Source organism: Pseudomonas boreofloridensis, assembly GCF_030580795.1.
GTDB classification, from domain to species: Bacteria; Pseudomonadota; Gammaproteobacteria; order Pseudomonadales; family Pseudomonadaceae; genus Aquipseudomonas; species Aquipseudomonas boreofloridensis.
Genome location: NZ_JAUQOQ010000006.1, coordinates 98,419 through 114,250 on the forward strand (window position 1 = coordinate 98,419; position 15,832 = coordinate 114,250).

The following is a 15,832-nucleotide window of genomic DNA, read 5'->3' on the forward strand; positions in this document are numbered from 1 at the left end:
TCAGCGCGTGCGGGCGGCGTGTCGGCACTCCAGCGGGCAACTGCTGCAGTAGCCAACCCCGGCCAGCCGGTAGCGGATGCAGCAGATGCGCCGCAGGCGTGGCGGCTCTTCATCACCGGGCGCGGCGGGCAGATAGCGGACCGGGGCGAACAGCGGATTGCGTCGCCCATCGGGCAGCAGGCGGGCGTTGAGCACCTCATGGGCGGCAGCGGTGCAGCCGCTCACCGCCAGCGGATGCAATTCCAGGCGCGTGGTGACGAACTCGAAGGTGTTGCCGGCATTGCTCCAGAACAGCCTGGGGGAGGCGCCGGTGGCCGAGGCCAGGCTCTGGATCACAGGGGTGAGGTGATGCTCGATCAGGTCGTGGAAGCGCGCGAAGCCTTCGCGGTGCTCGATGAGCTGGCCGTCGCTGGCCAGGTGCAACGCCTGCGGACGGTCGTCGTCGCCGAGCACCAGGCCCGTCTGTTCCAGGGCGATCGGCAACTGCCGCTGCAGCAGCAGATTGGCGCCCATGTACGGGCCGAGGAAGGTGCTGAAGTACCACTTCGACCACAGCGAGGCCAGGGCGATGCGCTCATCGGTGCGGTGGCGCACCTGCAGGCCATCGAGAAAACGCGCGAACGGCTTGGCCGCGAAGAAGGCGTCGCCCGCCTGATCGACACGCGGCGTCTGGCGCCATTGCAGTTTTTCGGCGAAATCCGCCAGCGGCCCGACGTAGAGCGGTGCGAGGCTGGGAATCATCGGGTTGTCCGGGAAACCATGGTGGGCGGTGCTCCATCCCTGTTCATCAAGGCCAGGCGGTGTGCTGAGCAGCACGGCGCTGGCGATATCGGCGAGGTGAAGGATAACAGGTGAAACCGTCGAGCCTTAATGAGAATTGATCACGTTGGTCGTACCAGCAGTCGAAACACTCACTCAGTCAGTCAAGGAGTCACACGATGAGTTCAGAAAATCCGCAGGCGCTGTACCGGGTCGTCGTCAATGACGAAGAGCAGTATTCCCTCTGGCCTGCCTACAAAGACATTCCCCAGGGCTGGCGTGGCGTCGGCGAGGCCGACAGCCGTGAAGCCTGCCTGGCCCACATCGAAGCGGTGTGGACCGACATGCGCCCGCTGAGCCTGCGCAAGGCGATGCAGGAAAACCCGCAGAACCACTAGTTCGCTGTGCTTCACACTGCCCAGGGAGTTTCGTCATGTCATCAGTGTCCACCCACGGCTTCAGCCTGGAAGCCTTCCGGCTGCAGGCCCCCCGCGTGCTGGAGAGCAATGCCTTGCTGCAGCGCCAGGCTGCTCGGGAATCCAATGCCCGGACTTATCCGCGGCGCATCCCGCTGGCGCTGCAACAGGCCCATGGCATCTACGTGCAGGACACCTCAGGCCAATTGTTCATGGATTGCCTGGCGGGTGCCGGCACCCTGGCGCTGGGGCACAACCACCCGGTGACCCTGCAGGCCATGCGCCAGACCCTCGACAGCGGCCTGCCGCTGCACACGCTGGACCTCACCACCCCAGTCAAGGATCGCTTCGTCGAAACGCTATTCGCGGCCTTGCCCGAGGGCCTGGCCAGGGACGCGCGCATTCAGTTCTGTGGCCCCAGCGGCTCGGATGCCATCGAGGCCGCGCTGAAACTGGTGCGTACGGCCACTGGACGCAGGACGGTGCTGTCGTTCAGCGGTGGTTATCACGGCATGACTCAGGGCGCCCTGAGCCTGATGGGCAATCTGGCGCCCAAGCAAGGGCCTGGGGCGGTCAACAACGACGTGCAGTTCATGCCCTATCCCTACGACTACCGATGCCCGTTTGGCCTCGGTGGCGAAGCCGGGGTGGACGCTGGGCTGCATTACCTGGAGCAGATGCTCGACGACCCGGAATCCGGGGTGTTGCCCCCGGCCGCCGTGGTGGTGGAGGTGGTGCAGGGCGAGGGCGGGGTGATCCCCGCGCCGGTGCGCTGGCTCCAGGGGCTGCGCGCCCTGACCCGTAAACACGGTGTCGCGCTGGTGATCGACGAGGTGCAGACCGGGCTGGGCCGCACCGGCACGCTGTTCGCCTTCGAACATGCCGGCATCGAGCCTGATGTGCTGGTGCTGTCCAAGGCCATCGGCGGCGGCCTGCCGTTGGCCGTGGTGGTGTATCGCCGCGAGCTCGACACCTGGAAGCCCGGCGCGCACGCCGGCACTTTCCGCGGTAACCAACTGGCCATGGCGGCCGGCAGCGCGACCTTGCGCCATATCATCGACGAAGGGCTGGCGGAGCGTGCCGAGGTACTGGGGGCGCGCCTGATGAATCACTTGCGCCAACTGCAGGCCGACTCTCCCTGCTTGGGCGATGTCCGAGGCCGTGGCCTGATGCTCGGCATCGAGGTGGTGGCGGCGCTGGAGCAGGGACAGCGGCGCCCGCCGGCCGATACGGCGCTAGCCCAGGCGATTCAGCAGCAGTGCCTGCGTCTGGGGGTGATCGTCGAGTTGGGCGGTCGCCACGGCGCGGTGGTGCGGCTGTTGCCGCCGCTGATCATTACCGAGCAAGAGGTCGATGAATTGGCGCAGCGGTTGCGCAACGCGGTGCAGGCCGCCGTGGCGGGCCTGCGCGCGCCCGAGCGCATGGCCCACGCGTGAATCGGACGCTGTTGATCGGCGTGCAGCCGATCAACAGCGCTGCGCCGAGGGCCACACCAACACTGTCGATTTAATTTTTAAGTCACTGTTCTAGAAAGCTATTTTCACTTGGCACGATTCCTGTTGGTAAGCCTTTGAACTGCACGTCCCAGCGTGCGCGGCTTATCGCTCAGGAGTCCCCATGCCACGTGAAATCCGTTTGAACGCCTTCGAGATGAACTGCGTGGGCCATCAGTCGCCAGGGCTGTGGCGCCATCCGCGCGATCGCGCCTGGCAGTACAAGGACCTGTCTTACTGGACCGACCTGGCCAAGCTGCTGGAACGCGGCAAGTTCGACGGACTGTTCATCGCCGATGTCATCGGCCTCTACGACGTGTTGGGCGGCAATGCCGATGCGGCGCTGCGCCAGGCCACCCAGGTGCCGGTCAACGACCCGCTGGCGTTGATTACTCCCATGGCGTTGGTCACCGAACACCTGGGCTTCGGCCTGACCGCGTCGCTGACCTTCGAGCATCCCTATCCCTTCGCCCGCCGTCTGTCGACCCTGGACCACCTGACCCAGGGCCGCATTGGCTGGAACATCGTCACCTCCTACCTCGACAGCGGTGCGCGCAACCTGGGGCAGAAGGCGCTCAGTGACCACGATGCGCGCTACGACTACGCCGATGAGTACCTGCAAGTGCTCTACAAGCTGTTCGAGGGCAGTTGGGAGGACGGCGCGGTGCTGCGTGACCGTGAACGCGGCATTTTCAGCGACCCCGGCAAGATCCACGAAATCCGCCACCAGGGTAAACACTTCCAGGTGCCCGGCATTCACCTCTGCGAGCCGTCGCCGCAGCGCACCCCGGTGCTCTACCAGGCGGGGGCGTCCAGTCGCGGCAAGGCATTCGCGGCGGGCCATGCCGAATGCGTATTCGTGGCCGCGCCGTCGAAAGTCACCCTGAAGAAGACCGTGGCCGACATCCGCCGTCGCGCCGCCGAGGCTGGGCGCGATCCGCGCAAGGTGCTGATTTTCAACCTGCTCACGGTCATCGTCGACGAGACCGACGCCAAGGCACAGGCCAAGTGGCGTGAACTGAAGGGATACGCCAGCTACGAAGGCGCGCTGGCGCTGATCTCCGGCTGGACCGGCATCGACTTCAACCAGTACCGACCCGACCAGGTGCTCAAGCACATTCACACCAACGCCATTCAGTCGGCGGTGGAAACCTTCTCCACGGCGGATCCGGACAAACAGTGGACGGTACAGGAGCTGGCCGACTGGGTCGGCATCGGTGGCTTCGGCCCGCTGATCGTCGGCAGCCCGCAGACCGTGGCCGACGAACTGCAGGCCTGGGTCGAGGACACCGATGTGGACGGCTTCAACTTTGCCTATGCGTTGGCCCATGAAACCTTCCGCGATGTGGTCGAGTGGCTGGTGCCTGAGTTGCAGAGGCGCGGGGTGTACAAGACCGAGTACCGCGCCGGAACCCTGCGCGAGAAGCTCTTCGGCGACGGCCCCCGCTTGCCGTCCAACCATCCGGCGGCCGGTTACCGCGATCTGCGTGCGCACCTGCAACCGGCCCGCGCCGACAGCGTCGAGCTGGCATGAGCCTGAGGAGACCTTGCCCATGACTCTTCATGAACTTCACCCATCGCCCGCCGAGGCCGTCAGTGACCGCGCGCTGGTGGCGTTGCAACGCTGGGCCCGGGAGCGGCCGACGCAGATCGCGCTGCGCCATCGCCGTCGCGGGGCGTGGCACGCCTGGCGCTGGATCGATGTGCAGCGCGACGTCGAGCGCCTGGCCGATGGCCTGCGCCAGCAGGGTTTTAGCGCAGGTGCGCGGCTGGCCTTGAGTGGTGCGCTGGAGCCGAGCCTGCTGCTGCTGGCACTGGCCGCGCGGCAACTGGGTGGCCACAGCCAGGTGATCAGCCCGCACAGTCGTGGCCAAGCGTTGCAACGGCAATTGCGTCAGGCGCGCCCGAGCTTCGCGTTCGTCCAGCGCCGCGAGAGCCTGGCGCACTGGCTGCACAGTGGCTTGGCCGAGCAATGGCCGCTGCAGCTGTTCTGCGCCCAGGCCACGACCCTGGGCAAGGCGCTGTGGCAGGTGCAGCCGCTGTCGGCGCTGCTGGTCGCCGAGGCGGCGCCTGCCCAGCGGCAAGGCTGGACGCAGGTGGCCGGTGATGAGGTGTTGTGGGTAGACGAGGGCACCGAGTGGCAGGACGGCCTTGGGCACCTGTTGCAGCACTGGCTGGAGCAGGGGATCAGCGTCGCGTTTCCTGAAAACCGCGAGTCGTCCAGCCGCGACCGTCGCGAAATAGCCCCGACCGGGCTGCTGCTGTCGTCGGCCAGGGTCGAGACGTTGGCCGAAGAGATCGAGGCCAGCCTGGCGCCGGCGGGCAGTTGGCGGCGACGTTGGTGCGACTGGACCTTGGCCCAGCCTCAGCGGCTGTTCGCCCGCGTGGTGAAGGCGCGCGTGCGGCGCTTGCTCGGCTTTCAGCGCTTGCGCCGCATCGAGGTGCCGAGCGCTGCGTTGGGCACGGCGCAGCCACAGCCTGTCTCCGGCGCGTGGCTGGCGCAGTATCTGGAGCGCGCGGCATGACGGCCTTGCTGGAGGTGCGCAATGTGTCGCTGGCATTCCAGGGCGTGAAGGCGATCTCGGACCTGTCGTTCAGCGTCCGGCGCGGCGAGGTCTGTGCCCTGATCGGGCCGAACGGCGCCGGCAAGAGTTCACTGCTGAACATCCTCAACGGCGTCTACCGGGCCGATGCGGGCGAGCTGCTGTTCGACGCCAAGCCCCTGCGCCGCGCGCACCCCTTGCACGCGGCGCGGCTCGGTATCGGCCGGACCTTCCAGAACAATGCGCTGTTCAAGCCGCTGAGCGTGCTGGACAACCTGCTTACCGGGCTGTCGCGCTTCCAGCGCAGCCTGTTTCTCGAACAGGCGCTGGGCTTGCCCCGTGCGCGGCGCGAGGCGCGCGTCTTCAGCGAACGGGCCGAGGCGGTGCTGGAGTTTCTCGACCTTCAGCCTTGGCGCGAGGTGGCGGTGGGCAGTCTCGCCTACGGTCTGCAAAAGCGCGTGGAACTGGGGCGCGCGCTGATCGCCCAGCCCAGGTTGCTGCTGCTCGATGAACCCATGGCCGGCATGAACGCCCAGGAAAAGCGCGATATGAGTCGCTTCATCGCCGATATCAACCGCGATCTGGGCACCACGGTGATTCTCATCGAACACGACATCCAGGTGGTCATGGGCCTGTCCAGCCATGTGGTGGTGCTCGATTACGGACGCAAGGTGGGTGACGGCACGCCGGCCGAGGTCCAGGCCAATCCTGAGGTGATCGCTGCTTACCTGGGAGCGCCGCACGGATGAATTTCTTTCTCGAAACCCTGATCGGTGGCGTGCTCGCCGGTTCGATGTACGCGTTGGTAGCCATCGGCTTCGTGCTGATCTACAAGGCCAGCGGCGTGTTCAACTTCGCCCAGGGCGCCATGCTGCTGTTCGCTGCGCTGACCTTCGTCAGCCTGCTGGGGCAAGGGCTGCCGTTCGCCCTGGCGCTGGCGATCACGGTGGGGGTGATGATCCTCGGCGCCTGGTTGATCGAGCGCCTGGTGCTGCGGCCGCTGGTCAATCGCTCGCAGATCACCCTGTTCATGGCCACCTTGGGCTTGTCGTTCGTGATCGAGGGCCTGGCCCAGGGACTGATGGGTGCCCAGGTGCGCGCGTTGGACCTGGGGATCGAGGATGTTCCGCTGTTCCTGGGCGAGATCATGGTCAGCCAGTTCGACCTGATCGCCGCCGGGGTGTCCGCTGTGTTGGTGGCGGTGCTGGCGCTGCTGTTCAACAAGACCCGCATCGGCGTGTCCCTGCGCGCGGTGGCCGACGACACCCGCGCGGCGTTATCGCTGGGCATCGACCTGAACCGTATCTGGCAGATCGTCTGGGCCGTGGCCGGGGTGGTCGGGCTGGTGGCCGGGCTGCTCTGGGGCGCGCGCCAGGGCGTGCAGTTCTCGCTCTCGCTGGTGGTGCTCAAGGCGCTGCCGGTGCTGATCATTGGAGGCTTCACGTCGATTGGCGGGGCCATCGTCGGCGGCTTGATCGTCGGCGCGGCGGAGAACCTGGCCGAGGCCTACATCGGCCCGCTGATCGGCGGTGGCATCACGCCCTGGTTCGCCTATTTCCTCGCCCTGATCTTCCTCTACATCCGCCCGGCCGGCCTGTTCGGCGACCGGGTCATCGAACGGGTATGACGCCATGACCGCCACCGTTTCTCCGCTTGTTTCAGGCGCTGGCGAAGCGCCAGTGATCCTCATCCGACGCCGCCGCTCGCGAGCTTTACCGCTGTTGTCGCTGGCCGTCTTCATCGGGCTGGCCTGGCTGGGCAGTGACTATTGGCTCAATGCGATCCTCATCCCCTTCCTCGTGTTGTCGCTGGCCGGCCTGGGCCTGAACCTGCTCACCGGCTACACCGGCCAGACCTCGGTCGGCGCCGCTGGCTTCATGGCGGTGGGTGCGTTCGCCACCTATGGGCTGTTGCTGCGGGTGCCGGGCTTGCCGTTACCGCTGGCCCTGCTGGGCGGCGGGCTGATCGCGGGCGCGGTGGGGCTGCTGTTCGGCATTCCCAGTGCGCGGATCAAGGGCTTCTACCTGATGGTGACCACCCTGGCGGCGCAGTTCTTTCTGGAATGGGTGTTCGCCAAGTTTCCCTGGTTCTACAACTACGCCTCCTCCGGCACCATCAGCGCCCCACGCCTGGAACTGTTCGGCTACAGCCTGGCCACGCCGGCGGGGCGTTACCTGCTGACGCTCGGCTGCGTGGCGTTGCTGACCTGGGTCGCGGTCAACCTGGTGCGCAGCCAGGTCGGGCGCAACTGGATGGCGATTCGCGACATGGACACCGCCGCGGCGGTCATCGGCATCCCGGTGGAGCGTTACAAGCGCCTGGCCTTCGCTGTCAGTTCGTTCTACCTGGGGATCGCCGGGGCGCTGTGGGCGTTCGCCTACCTGGGTACTGCCAGCGCCGGCAGCTTCGACATCAACCGCTCGTTCCAGATCTTGTTCATCATCATCATCGGCGGCATGGGCAGCATCGTCGGCAACTTCATCGGAGCCGCGTTCATCAGCCTGGTACCGATCCTGCTCAGCCACCTGGGGCAATGGCTGTTCGACGGTCACGTCGACGCCGGGCAGTTGCAGAACCTGCAGAAGATCCTCTTCGGCGCCCTGATCATCGTGCTGCTGATCAAGGAACCAGAAGGACTGGCGCGCTTGTTGACCACCGCGCGGCAACGCATACGGGCCTGGCCGCTGCGGTTCTGAACTCACCTGTTTCACTCACATGCCTTGACCCGGCCTCGGGAAAGGAGGTTCTCACTCCTTCAAGAAGACGTGCACATCATGGGCAAAACCTTGCATCGCTACTTGTTCGCCAGCCTGCTCGCGCTCGGCGGTCAGGCTCTTCTGCCGGCCAGCGCCGAGGCGGGCGCCGATCAACAGTTCATTCCCCTGGCCACCTACCGGGTCGGCGCCTACGCCTCCAGCGGCATTCCGGTATGGGCCGGGATGATCGACTATCTGCGCTACATCAACGAAGTGGAGGGCGGGATCAATGGCGTCAAGCTGGTCTGGCAGGAGTGCGAGACCGAGTGGACTGCCGAGAAGGGCATCGAGTGCTACGAGCGTTTCAAGAATGGCCTGGACGGCGCCCCCGTGGCCGTCTATCAACCCAACGGTGCGCCGGCCGCCTATGCCCTGAGCGACAAGGCCGAGGCTGACAAGATTCCACTGATCACCCTGGGCTACGGCCGCACCGAGGCCACCGATGGCCGTGTGTTTCCGTACAACTTCCCGGTGATGCTGACCTTCTACAGCGAGGCGTCGGCCTTCATCAATTACGTGGCCGAGCGCGAAGGCGGGCTGGACAAGCTCAAGGGCAAGAAGATCGCCACCGTCTATCACGACTCGGCCTATGGCCGGGAAACCCAGGGGCCTTTGCAGTTGCTGGCGGCGAAATACGGCTTCGAGAACATCCAGATTCCCGTCGCCGATCCCGGCAACGAGCAGGCCGCGCAGTGGCGTCAGGTTCGCCAGCTCAAGCCGGACTGGGTGTTCCTGCGCACCTGGGGCGTATCGACTCCGGTGGCGATCAAGACGGCTGCGCGCTTCGGCTTCCCGGTCGAGCGCATCGTCGGCGATATCTGGGCCAGCTCCGACGAGGACGTGCTGCCCACCGGTACCGCGGGCAAGGGCTACCTGGCGTTGACGCCGTACCCCGGTGGCACCGGGTTCGACATCCACCAGCGCCTCAAGCAACACATCCTCGACGCGGGCAAGAGCGACCTGAAAGACCCGCACAGCTTCGGCAGCGTGTACTACAACTCGGGCCTGGTGAACGCCGCCATCGCCGTGGAGGCGATCCGCGCCGGGCAGAAGCGCTTCGGCAATCGGCCACTCAACGGCGAGGAAGGTCGATGGGGGCTGGAGCACCTGGACCTGGACGATGCGCGCCTGAAAGCGATCGGTTTCCTGGGCTTGATGCAGCCGCTGAAGCTGTCGTGCAGTGACCACGAGGGGGGCGGCGCGGCGAAGGTCCAGCAGTGGGATGGCCAGCGCTGGAACCTGATCACCGATTGGGTACGCGCCGACCGCGCCACCCTGCGCGAACTGATCGACAACAAGGCCGCCGACTACGCCAAGCAAAAGGGCATCACGCCACGCGATTGCACCGGTGCCTGAATCGTCAGCCATTCAAGCCGCAAGCTGTAAGCGGCAAGCCACAAGTGAGCTTGCTGCGTATGGCTTGCAGCGCTGCAAAAAGGGAGCGGGACATGATCGAGGCACGGGATGTCGGCGCTGAGCGGATGGCGCTGTTGAGTGTGGACGACATCGAGGTGATTTATGACGGGGCCATTCTTGCCGTGGGTGGGGTTTCGTTGCAGGTGGGGCAGGGCGATATCGTCGCCTTGCTTGGGGCTAACGGTGCGGGCAAGAGCACCACGCTCAAGGCGATTTCCGGGTTGCTCCAGGCCGATCGGGCGCGGGTCAGTCGAGGGACTGTCCGTTTTCAGGGGCAGGATACGGCGGGCGTGGCGGCCAATCGGCTGGCGCGCCAGGGCATCGTGCATGTGCTGGAGGGCCGTCACGTTTTTGCGCACTTGACCATCGAGGAAAACCTGCGCAGCGGCGGCTTCCTGCGCAAGCCCTCGCGACGGCAACTGGAGCAGGACCTGGAGCGGATCTACGCCTGGTTTCCGCGCTTGAAGACCAAGCGCAAAACCCAGGCCGGGCTGACCTCCGGGGGCGAGCAGCAGATGCTCGCTCTCGGCAGGGCGCTGATGACCCAGCCACGCCTGGTACTGCTCGACGAGCCGTCCATGGGACTGGCACCGCTGATCGTCGAGGAAATCTTCGCCATCGTCGCTCAACTCAACGCCCAGGAAGGGATGAGCTTTTTGTTGGCCGAACAGAACATCAACGTCGCCCTGCGCCACGCCAGCTATGCCTACATCCTCGAAAACGGTCGTGTGGTGGGGCAAGGCACGGCCGCAGCGCTGGCTGCGCGCGAGGACATCCGCCACTTCTACCTGGGCGGCAAGGCGGGTGGCCAGGGGCAATCGATTCAAGAACCTTCGACTCGACAGGAGTAGACATGAGCACTGCACTCTCACCCGATCTCCCTGCGCAGACGCGCGCGGCGCCGCTGCGTGCGGCGCAGGTCATTGGTAGCGACAGCGAAGCCATCGAAGTGGCACAGCGCCTGGCTGCGGATTTCGCCCGCGAGGCCGCCGCACGCGACCGTGAGCGGCGCTTGCCCTGGGCAGAACTGGAGCGCTTCTCCGACAGCGGCCTGTGGGCGATCACCGTACCCAAGGCCTACGGCGGTGCTGGCGTGTCCTACCGCACCCTCAGTGAAGTGATCGCCACGGTGTCCGCCGCCGACTCTTCACTCGGGCAACTGCCGCAGAACCACTTCGGGGTGCTGAGCAACCTTGCCCTGACCGGCAGCGAGGCGCAGAAGCGCGCCTATTACGCCAAGGTGCTGCAGGGCTATCGCTTCGGCAACGCCTTCTCCGAAGCGCGCAGCCAGTACGTGACCACCTTCCAGACGCAGATTCGCTTCGAGGGCGACACCGCCGTGCTGAACGGTGAGAAGGCCTACTGCACCGGCGCGCTGTTCGCCCATATCGTGCCGGTGGCGGGCGTCGATGAACACGACCGCCCGCACATCGCCTTCGTCCCCCGCGATGCCTCCGGCCTGAGTGTGATCGACAGCTGGGACGGCTTCGGCCAGCGCATCACCGCCAGCGGCCAGGTGCGCATCGAGGGCGTGCGCGTGCCGACAAGTGCCGTGATACCGGCCTGGAAGGCCTACGAGCAGCCCACCGCCGATGGACCGATCTCGCAGATCATCCAGGCTGCCGTGGACACTGGCATCGCCCGTGGCGCCTTTGCCGAAACCCTGCGCGTGGCGCGCTTGGCCCGCCCCTGGGTCGACAGCGGCCTGGAGCACGCCTGGCAGGACCCGCTGGCCCAGGCGCTGATCGGCGAATTGGCCTGGCGCCTGCACGCCGCCGAGGCGGTCTTGCAACGTGCCGGCGAGGCGGTGGATGACGCCGTCGCCGAGCCCAGCGAGGCGCGGGTGGCGCAGGCGTCGGTGATCGTCGGCCAGGCCAAAGTGCTGTCCACCGAAATTGCCCTGCAAGCGTCCAGTCGTTTGCTGGAGCTTGGGGGCACGCGCAGCGTCTCGGCCAGCCAGGGGCTTGACCGGTTCTGGCGCAATGCCCGGACCCACACCTTGCATGATCCGGTGCGCTGGAAGTATCACCTGGTCGGCAACCGACTGCTCAATGGCATCGCACCACCCCGTCACGCCTGGAACTGAGGACCTTTCCATGTCTATTTCACATGCTCAAGGCCGTGGTGACCTGGCCCATGCTCGCCATGTCGAAGCCTCGCTGCTGGACTACCTGCGCGGGCAGAGCGCCCGCCATGAAGCGCTGGTGATTGCGGCTGTCGGTGACCTGCGTATTCGTATCGACGCAGCCGACGCCTTGCGCGCCCGCGCCGACGACTCGCCTGCGGCGGCCATCGCTTTTCGGTTGGCGGCGGCGGAGGCTGTGCGCCTGGCCGGGCAGACGCACCTGGAGTTGGTCGGGCACGGCCTGCCGGCGCCCGCACCCTCCGAGGCCGAGCCGGCGCTGCCGACCCAGCGGCGCCTGCTCGGCGATCACTATCTCAACGGTACTGCACCTGCGGCCGGCTGAGCCCGTTCTCTGTGGGGCGTCTGGACGCTGGCCGCAGGTCGGTGTTCAGGACGCCTGGGCGCCGCCGCCGATCTGCCAGACATACGGCGGTTCGCTGCCATTGACTTCCCAGTCGCCGACGATGCGCTCCTTGTAGATCACCGGGTTATGCGAGGCGGCCGTGCGGGCATTGCGCCAGTGGCGATCGAGCTGACGGGTGATGCGGGTGCTGGACGCGCCCAGGGCGTTGAACAGATCGCTGGTGGCCCGCAGCACCAAGTCCACGGCGGCGACCTGGGCCTGCGCCGAGGTCAGTTCGGCCAGCACGTTGGCGTCTCGTTCGGCTGCGGGTGCCTCCGCCCAATGGGCCAGGTAGGCCTGGTGCGCCGCTTCGGCTGCGCGCAGGGTCGCGGCCTCGGCGGCGTAGACCAGGCCGCTGGCCTTGCCGATCACTTGCAACACCTGGGCATCCTGGCTTACGGCCTGAGCATTGCCATGGCTGAACACCCGCGTGCGGGTACGGGTTTCGCTGCTGAAGTCACGCACCGCAGCGCGTCCGGAGCCGACGATGACGGCCAGCAGCACCAGTTGATAGAACGCCGTCTGGTACTTGAAACGGGTGGCGAAATCGATGATGTCCTCTGGTTCGACCACGGCGTTGTCGAACACCGAGGTGCCGCTGCCGGTGGTGCGCTGGCCGAAACCGTCCCAGTCGTCGCTCAAGGTGACGCCCGGTTGCCGCGTCCGCACCGCCGCGATCACGTCGGCGCCGGTGTCGTCGCGACGGGCGAACAGGTCGATCCAGTCCGCGAAAATGCTACCGGTGCTGTAGTACTTGGTGCCGTTGACCACCCACTGGTCGCCTTGGCGCGACACCCGGGTGAGGACGTCGCCGATCTTGACCGCGCCTATTTCGGTCCAGGCGCAGCCCACCAGGTCACCGTCCACGAAGCGTTTGAACCAGCGGTCCTGGGCGGCGCTGGCATGGGCGTTGAGGCGATCTTCGACGAAGGCGAAGTGACCGCGCAGCGCCTGGGGCAGATTCGAGTCGGCTTCGGCCAGTTCGATCAGCAGCTGCACCAGTTGCGTCAGCGACGCGCCCGCACCGCCATGCTCGATCGGCACGCGCACGGCGCCGAAGCCCGCGTCCTTGAGCCAGCGGATCGGCTCGAACGGCAGGCGGCGCTCACGCTCGCGCTCGACGCTGCCTTCGGCAATTCGGGCGAACAAGGGGCGAAAGCGTGCGGCGAGGGTGTCGTAGTCGGTGCCGGTGGACAGCGTGGGAACGTGGGCGTGAGCGGTCATGGCAATTCTCCTGAGGATGCGAATGCAGTCGGCAGTGGCCTCGCAAACTCCGTGCCCTATAAGAAAACCTCCGTAAATCAGGAACTTGGTGATTCAGATGGGCGATTGAGCTGTGGCGCGCGCAACAGCTTGCTGAATCACTGTTGGCAGCAAGGCAGCAGTGCTTGTCGACGAGGATGTTGCCTGGTGGTCAGGGGTTCAGCAGAGTGCGTGTCTCAGGGCAGTAACGATCACCTCGAATTCTCACAAGCTATTGATTCGAAGACATTTCTGGTATTGGCACGGTTGCTGCTCCAGCCCTTGTGCGGTCGCCAGTGCGGCCTGACTTTCGAGCCACAGGAGACTTCGTCATGAGCCAAGCGATCAAATTTGCCTACTGGGTGCCCAACGTCAGCGGCGGTCTTGTCGTCAGCAAGATCGAGCAGCGCACCCATTGGGACATCGATTACAACCGCACGCTGGCGCAGATCGCCGAACGTGCCGGATTCGATTACGCGCTGTCGCAGATTCGCTTCACTGCAGGCTACGGGGCCGACAATCAGCATGAGTCGGTGACCATCAGCCACGCGCTGCTGGCGGCCACCGAGAAACTCAAGGTGATTGCCGCGATCCTGCCCGGCCCCTGGACGCCGGCCTTGGCCGCCAAGCAACTGGCAAGCATCGACCAGTTCACCGGCGGGCGCATCGCGGTGAACGTGGTGTCCGGCTGGTTCAAGGGCGAGTTTCGCGCCATCGGCGAGCCTTGGCTGGACCACGACGAGCGCTACCGGCGCTCCGAAGAATTCATTCGGGCCCTGAAGGGCATCTGGACCCAGGACAACTTCAGCTTCCACGGCGACTTCTACCGCTTCAACGACTACAGCCTCAGACCCAAGCCGCTGCAGCGACCGCACCCGGAAATTTTCCAGGGCGGAAGTTCGCGGGCCGCACGCGACATGGCCTCGCGGGTGTCGGACTGGTACTTCACCAACGGCAACAGCGTGGCCGGTATCAAGGCCCAGATCGATGACCTGCGGGCCAAGGCGGCAGCCAACGGTCATTCGGTGAAGGTGGGCGTCAACGCCTTCATCATCGCCCGCGACAGCGAGGAGGAGGCCCAGGCGGTGCTGGCTGAAATCATCGCCAAGGCCGACCCCGAGGCGGTGCGAGGCTTTGCCAGCGAAGCGAAGAACGCCGGGGCGGCCAGTCCCGAAGGCGAGGGCAACTGGGCGCAGTCCAGTTTCGAGGACCTGGTGCAGTACAACGATGGTTTCAAGACCAACCTGATCGGCACGCCCCGGCAGGTCGCCGAGCGCATCGTCGCGCTCAAGGCCGTGGGGGTCGATCTGATCCTCTCAGGTTTCCTGCACTTCCAGGAGGAGGTGGAGTATTTCGGTCGGCGGGTTCTGCCGCTGGTGCGCGAGCTTGAGCAGGAGGTGGTGGCGCCCCGGGCGGTGGCCTAGGACACCTCTCTTGCGAATGCTCAGATCGAGAATTGCAGGGTCCGCTGCGGACGCGCCAGGGAAGGCGCGCCGCGCCGATTGACCACCAACTCGCCAATGGCGATCAGCCGCGCGCGGGTGATGTTGCGGCTCAAGCCCAGCAAACTGGCCGTGTGCACCTGGTTGCAGTGGCAGAAGCGGTAGGCGGTGCGCAACAGGCTGTCTTCGACCTTTTCATGCAGATCCCCCGCCTGTTCCTCGAACAACCGATGGAACGCCTGCAGCAACTGATCCTCGGCGCTTTGCGGCGCAGCGGTCTGGACCGAGCTCTGGCGCTCGATGCGCAGGTGCGACAAGCGCAGGTCGTCATCACGCACCAGACCGTTGCGGCACACCAGAAGGGTGTGGTGGATGACGTTTTCCAGTTCACGAATGTTGCCCGGCCAGTCATAGCTCAACAGCTTGCGCTCGGCCTCGTGCGTCAGGCGCACCTGGCCGTAGCCGAGCCGGTTGCAGTAGGTGTCGAGGAAGTGCCGGGTCAGCGGCAGGATGTCGCCCGGACGCTCGCGTAGTGGATACAACTGCAGGCTGACCACATTGAGCCGGTAATACAGGTCCTCGCGGAAGTGACCTGCGCCGATGGCCTTGTCCAACTGCACGTTGGTGGCGGCGACCACGCGCACGTCGATTGGCAGGCTCTTGCGCGACCCCAGCCTCACCACCTCGCGCTCTTGCAACACGCGCAGCAGCTTGACCTGGATCGCCATGGGCAGGTCGCCGATCTCGTCGAGGAACAAGGTGCCGCCATTGGCTTCCTCGAACCAGCCAGCCTTGGCGCTCAGGGCGCCGGTGAACGCACCTTTCTCATGACCGAACAGCTCGGCCTCGACCAGTGATTCAGAGAAAGCGCCGCAGTTGACCGCCACGAACGGGCCTTCGCGTCGGCGGCTCAAATGGTGGATGTGACGGGCGACCAGCTCTTTGCCGGTGCCGGTTTCGCCGATCACCAGCACGCTGGCCTCGCTCGGCGCGACTTGTTGCAAATGGGCGAGCAACGCTTGCGAACGAGGGTCTTCGAAGACCTGCGCGGTCGCCCGGATCGAGGTCGCCAGAGTCGGCGAGGGGGGGAGGGTCAGCAGTTGCATGGCGATCCTTATCAGTTGCGCACGCGGCTTGGCGTGGATAAACGATTTGCTAGCCAGAGGGTTATAAAGGGGTCGGGTGCTTTTAAAAAATAATAAAAAATCCTATTTGTATTCCTCTGGGAAATATTGAG

Annotated in this window: 15 protein-coding genes; 12 read left to right on the forward strand and 3 right to left on the reverse strand. The window is 65.6% G+C overall.

Annotation, left to right across the window (positions count from 1 at the left end):
- Positions 1–741 carry a siderophore-iron reductase FhuF gene (fhuF, locus tag Q6A47_RS09405; protein WP_029612479.1) on the reverse strand — a complete coding sequence of 247 codons (741 nt, stop codon included), beginning with the start codon at positions 739–741 and terminating at the stop codon, positions 1–3.
- Positions 742–938: 197 nt separating this feature from the next.
- On the opposite strand from fhuF, the gene Q6A47_RS09410 reads away from it, so the two are divergent.
- The 11 genes from Q6A47_RS09410 (at position 939) to Q6A47_RS09460 (ending at position 11,851) form a co-directional block, all read left to right on the forward strand.
- Positions 939–1,157: an MbtH family protein gene (locus Q6A47_RS09410; RefSeq protein WP_029612477.1), complete on the forward strand. Its 219-nt coding sequence runs from the start codon at positions 939–941 to the stop codon at positions 1,155–1,157.
- Between the two features lie 35 nt (positions 1,158–1,192).
- Positions 1,193–2,611, forward strand: coding sequence for a diaminobutyrate--2-oxoglutarate transaminase (locus Q6A47_RS09415; protein WP_304484121.1), 1,419 nt, complete (start codon positions 1,193–1,195; stop codon positions 2,609–2,611).
- 181 nt (positions 2,612–2,792) lie between these two features.
- Positions 2,793–4,202, forward strand: coding sequence for an LLM class flavin-dependent oxidoreductase (locus Q6A47_RS09420; RefSeq protein WP_304484122.1), 1,410 nt, complete (start codon positions 2,793–2,795; stop codon positions 4,200–4,202).
- 19 nt (positions 4,203–4,221) lie between these two features.
- A complete protein-coding gene (locus tag Q6A47_RS09425; protein WP_304484124.1) occupies positions 4,222–5,193 on the forward strand; it encodes an AMP-binding protein in 972 nt (323 codons plus the stop codon).
- Positions 5,190–5,960, forward strand: a complete 771-nt coding sequence (locus tag Q6A47_RS09430; protein WP_039578094.1) for an ABC transporter ATP-binding protein — start codon at positions 5,190–5,192, stop codon at positions 5,958–5,960. Before Q6A47_RS09425 ends, Q6A47_RS09430 begins: the two co-directional genes overlap by 4 nt.
- Positions 5,957–6,838 (forward strand): branched-chain amino acid ABC transporter permease, encoded by an 882-nt coding sequence (locus tag Q6A47_RS09435; protein ID WP_304484126.1) that lies wholly within the window; start codon positions 5,957–5,959, stop codon positions 6,836–6,838. The genes Q6A47_RS09430 and Q6A47_RS09435 overlap by 4 nt, the downstream gene beginning before the upstream one ends.
- A 4-nt stretch (positions 6,839–6,842) precedes the next feature.
- Positions 6,843–7,907, forward strand: coding sequence for a branched-chain amino acid ABC transporter permease (locus Q6A47_RS09440; protein WP_304484128.1), 1,065 nt, complete (start codon positions 6,843–6,845; stop codon positions 7,905–7,907).
- Positions 7,908–7,985: 78 nt separating this feature from the next.
- Complete coding sequence (locus Q6A47_RS09445) at positions 7,986–9,323, forward strand: ABC transporter substrate-binding protein (protein ID WP_295481884.1); 1,338 nt, start codon at positions 7,986–7,988, stop codon at positions 9,321–9,323.
- A gap of 92 nt (positions 9,324–9,415) precedes the next feature.
- Positions 9,416–10,234, forward strand: coding sequence for an ABC transporter ATP-binding protein (locus Q6A47_RS09450; RefSeq protein WP_052192056.1), 819 nt, complete (start codon positions 9,416–9,418; stop codon positions 10,232–10,234).
- Positions 10,235–10,236: 2 nt separating this feature from the next.
- Positions 10,237–11,469 carry an SfnB family sulfur acquisition oxidoreductase gene (locus Q6A47_RS09455; protein WP_304484130.1) on the forward strand — a complete coding sequence of 411 codons (1,233 nt, stop codon included), beginning with the start codon at positions 10,237–10,239 and terminating at the stop codon, positions 11,467–11,469.
- A gap of 10 nt (positions 11,470–11,479) precedes the next feature.
- Entirely contained in the window at positions 11,480–11,851 is a 372-nt protein-coding gene (locus tag Q6A47_RS09460) for a hypothetical protein (RefSeq protein ID WP_304484131.1), read from the forward strand.
- 45 nt (positions 11,852–11,896) lie between these two features.
- Here the strand turns inward: Q6A47_RS09460 and Q6A47_RS09465 are convergent, their stop codons facing one another.
- A complete protein-coding gene (locus Q6A47_RS09465) occupies positions 11,897–13,135 on the reverse strand; it encodes an acyl-CoA dehydrogenase family protein (RefSeq protein ID WP_304484132.1) in 1,239 nt (412 codons plus the stop codon).
- A gap of 350 nt (positions 13,136–13,485) precedes the next feature.
- Here Q6A47_RS09465 and sfnG point away from each other — a divergent pair, with 350 nt between their 5' ends.
- A complete protein-coding gene (gene sfnG, locus Q6A47_RS09470) occupies positions 13,486–14,577 on the forward strand; it encodes a dimethylsulfone monooxygenase SfnG (RefSeq protein ID WP_304484134.1) in 1,092 nt (363 codons plus the stop codon).
- 20 nt (positions 14,578–14,597) lie between these two features.
- On the opposite strand, the gene Q6A47_RS09475 is transcribed toward sfnG, so the two are convergent.
- On the reverse strand, positions 14,598–15,701 hold the full coding sequence (locus Q6A47_RS09475) for a sigma-54 interaction domain-containing protein (RefSeq protein WP_304484136.1): 1,104 nt from the start codon (positions 15,699–15,701) through the stop codon (positions 14,598–14,600).
- Between the last annotated feature and the right edge of the window lie 131 nt (positions 15,702–15,832).

What these genes read in the sequence shown, in the direction of transcription:
- Q6A47_RS09430 (WP_039578094.1), top strand. Translation starts at nt 5,190, where the DNA reads ATGACGGCCTTGCTGGAGGTGCGCAATGTGTCGCTGGCATTCCAGGGC.
- Q6A47_RS09460 (WP_304484131.1), top strand. Translation starts at nt 11,480, where the DNA reads ATGTCTATTTCACATGCTCAAGGCCGTGGTGACCTGGCCCATGCTCGC.
- Q6A47_RS09425 (WP_304484124.1), top strand. Translation starts at nt 4,222, where the DNA reads ATGACTCTTCATGAACTTCACCCATCGCCCGCCGAGGCCGTCAGTGAC.
- sfnG (WP_304484134.1), top strand. Translation starts at nt 13,486, where the DNA reads ATGAGCCAAGCGATCAAATTTGCCTACTGGGTGCCCAACGTCAGCGGC.
- Q6A47_RS09465 (WP_304484132.1), bottom strand. Translation starts at nt 13,135, where the DNA reads ATGACCGCTCACGCCCACGTTCCCACGCTGTCCACCGGCACCGACTAC.
- Q6A47_RS09450 (WP_052192056.1), top strand. Translation starts at nt 9,416, where the DNA reads ATGATCGAGGCACGGGATGTCGGCGCTGAGCGGATGGCGCTGTTGAGT.
- Q6A47_RS09455 (WP_304484130.1), top strand. Translation starts at nt 10,237, where the DNA reads ATGAGCACTGCACTCTCACCCGATCTCCCTGCGCAGACGCGCGCGGCG.
- Q6A47_RS09475 (WP_304484136.1), bottom strand. Translation starts at nt 15,701, where the DNA reads ATGCAACTGCTGACCCTCCCCCCCTCGCCGACTCTGGCGACCTCGATC.
- Q6A47_RS09410 (WP_029612477.1), top strand. Translation starts at nt 939, where the DNA reads ATGAGTTCAGAAAATCCGCAGGCGCTGTACCGGGTCGTCGTCAATGAC.
- fhuF (WP_029612479.1), bottom strand. Translation starts at nt 741, where the DNA reads ATGATTCCCAGCCTCGCACCGCTCTACGTCGGGCCGCTGGCGGATTTC.
- Q6A47_RS09415 (WP_304484121.1), top strand. Translation starts at nt 1,193, where the DNA reads ATGTCATCAGTGTCCACCCACGGCTTCAGCCTGGAAGCCTTCCGGCTG.
- Q6A47_RS09440 (WP_304484128.1), top strand. Translation starts at nt 6,843, where the DNA reads ATGACCGCCACCGTTTCTCCGCTTGTTTCAGGCGCTGGCGAAGCGCCA.
- Q6A47_RS09435 (WP_304484126.1), top strand. Translation starts at nt 5,957, where the DNA reads ATGAATTTCTTTCTCGAAACCCTGATCGGTGGCGTGCTCGCCGGTTCG.
- Q6A47_RS09420 (WP_304484122.1), top strand. Translation starts at nt 2,793, where the DNA reads ATGCCACGTGAAATCCGTTTGAACGCCTTCGAGATGAACTGCGTGGGC.
- Q6A47_RS09445 (WP_295481884.1), top strand. Translation starts at nt 7,986, where the DNA reads ATGGGCAAAACCTTGCATCGCTACTTGTTCGCCAGCCTGCTCGCGCTC.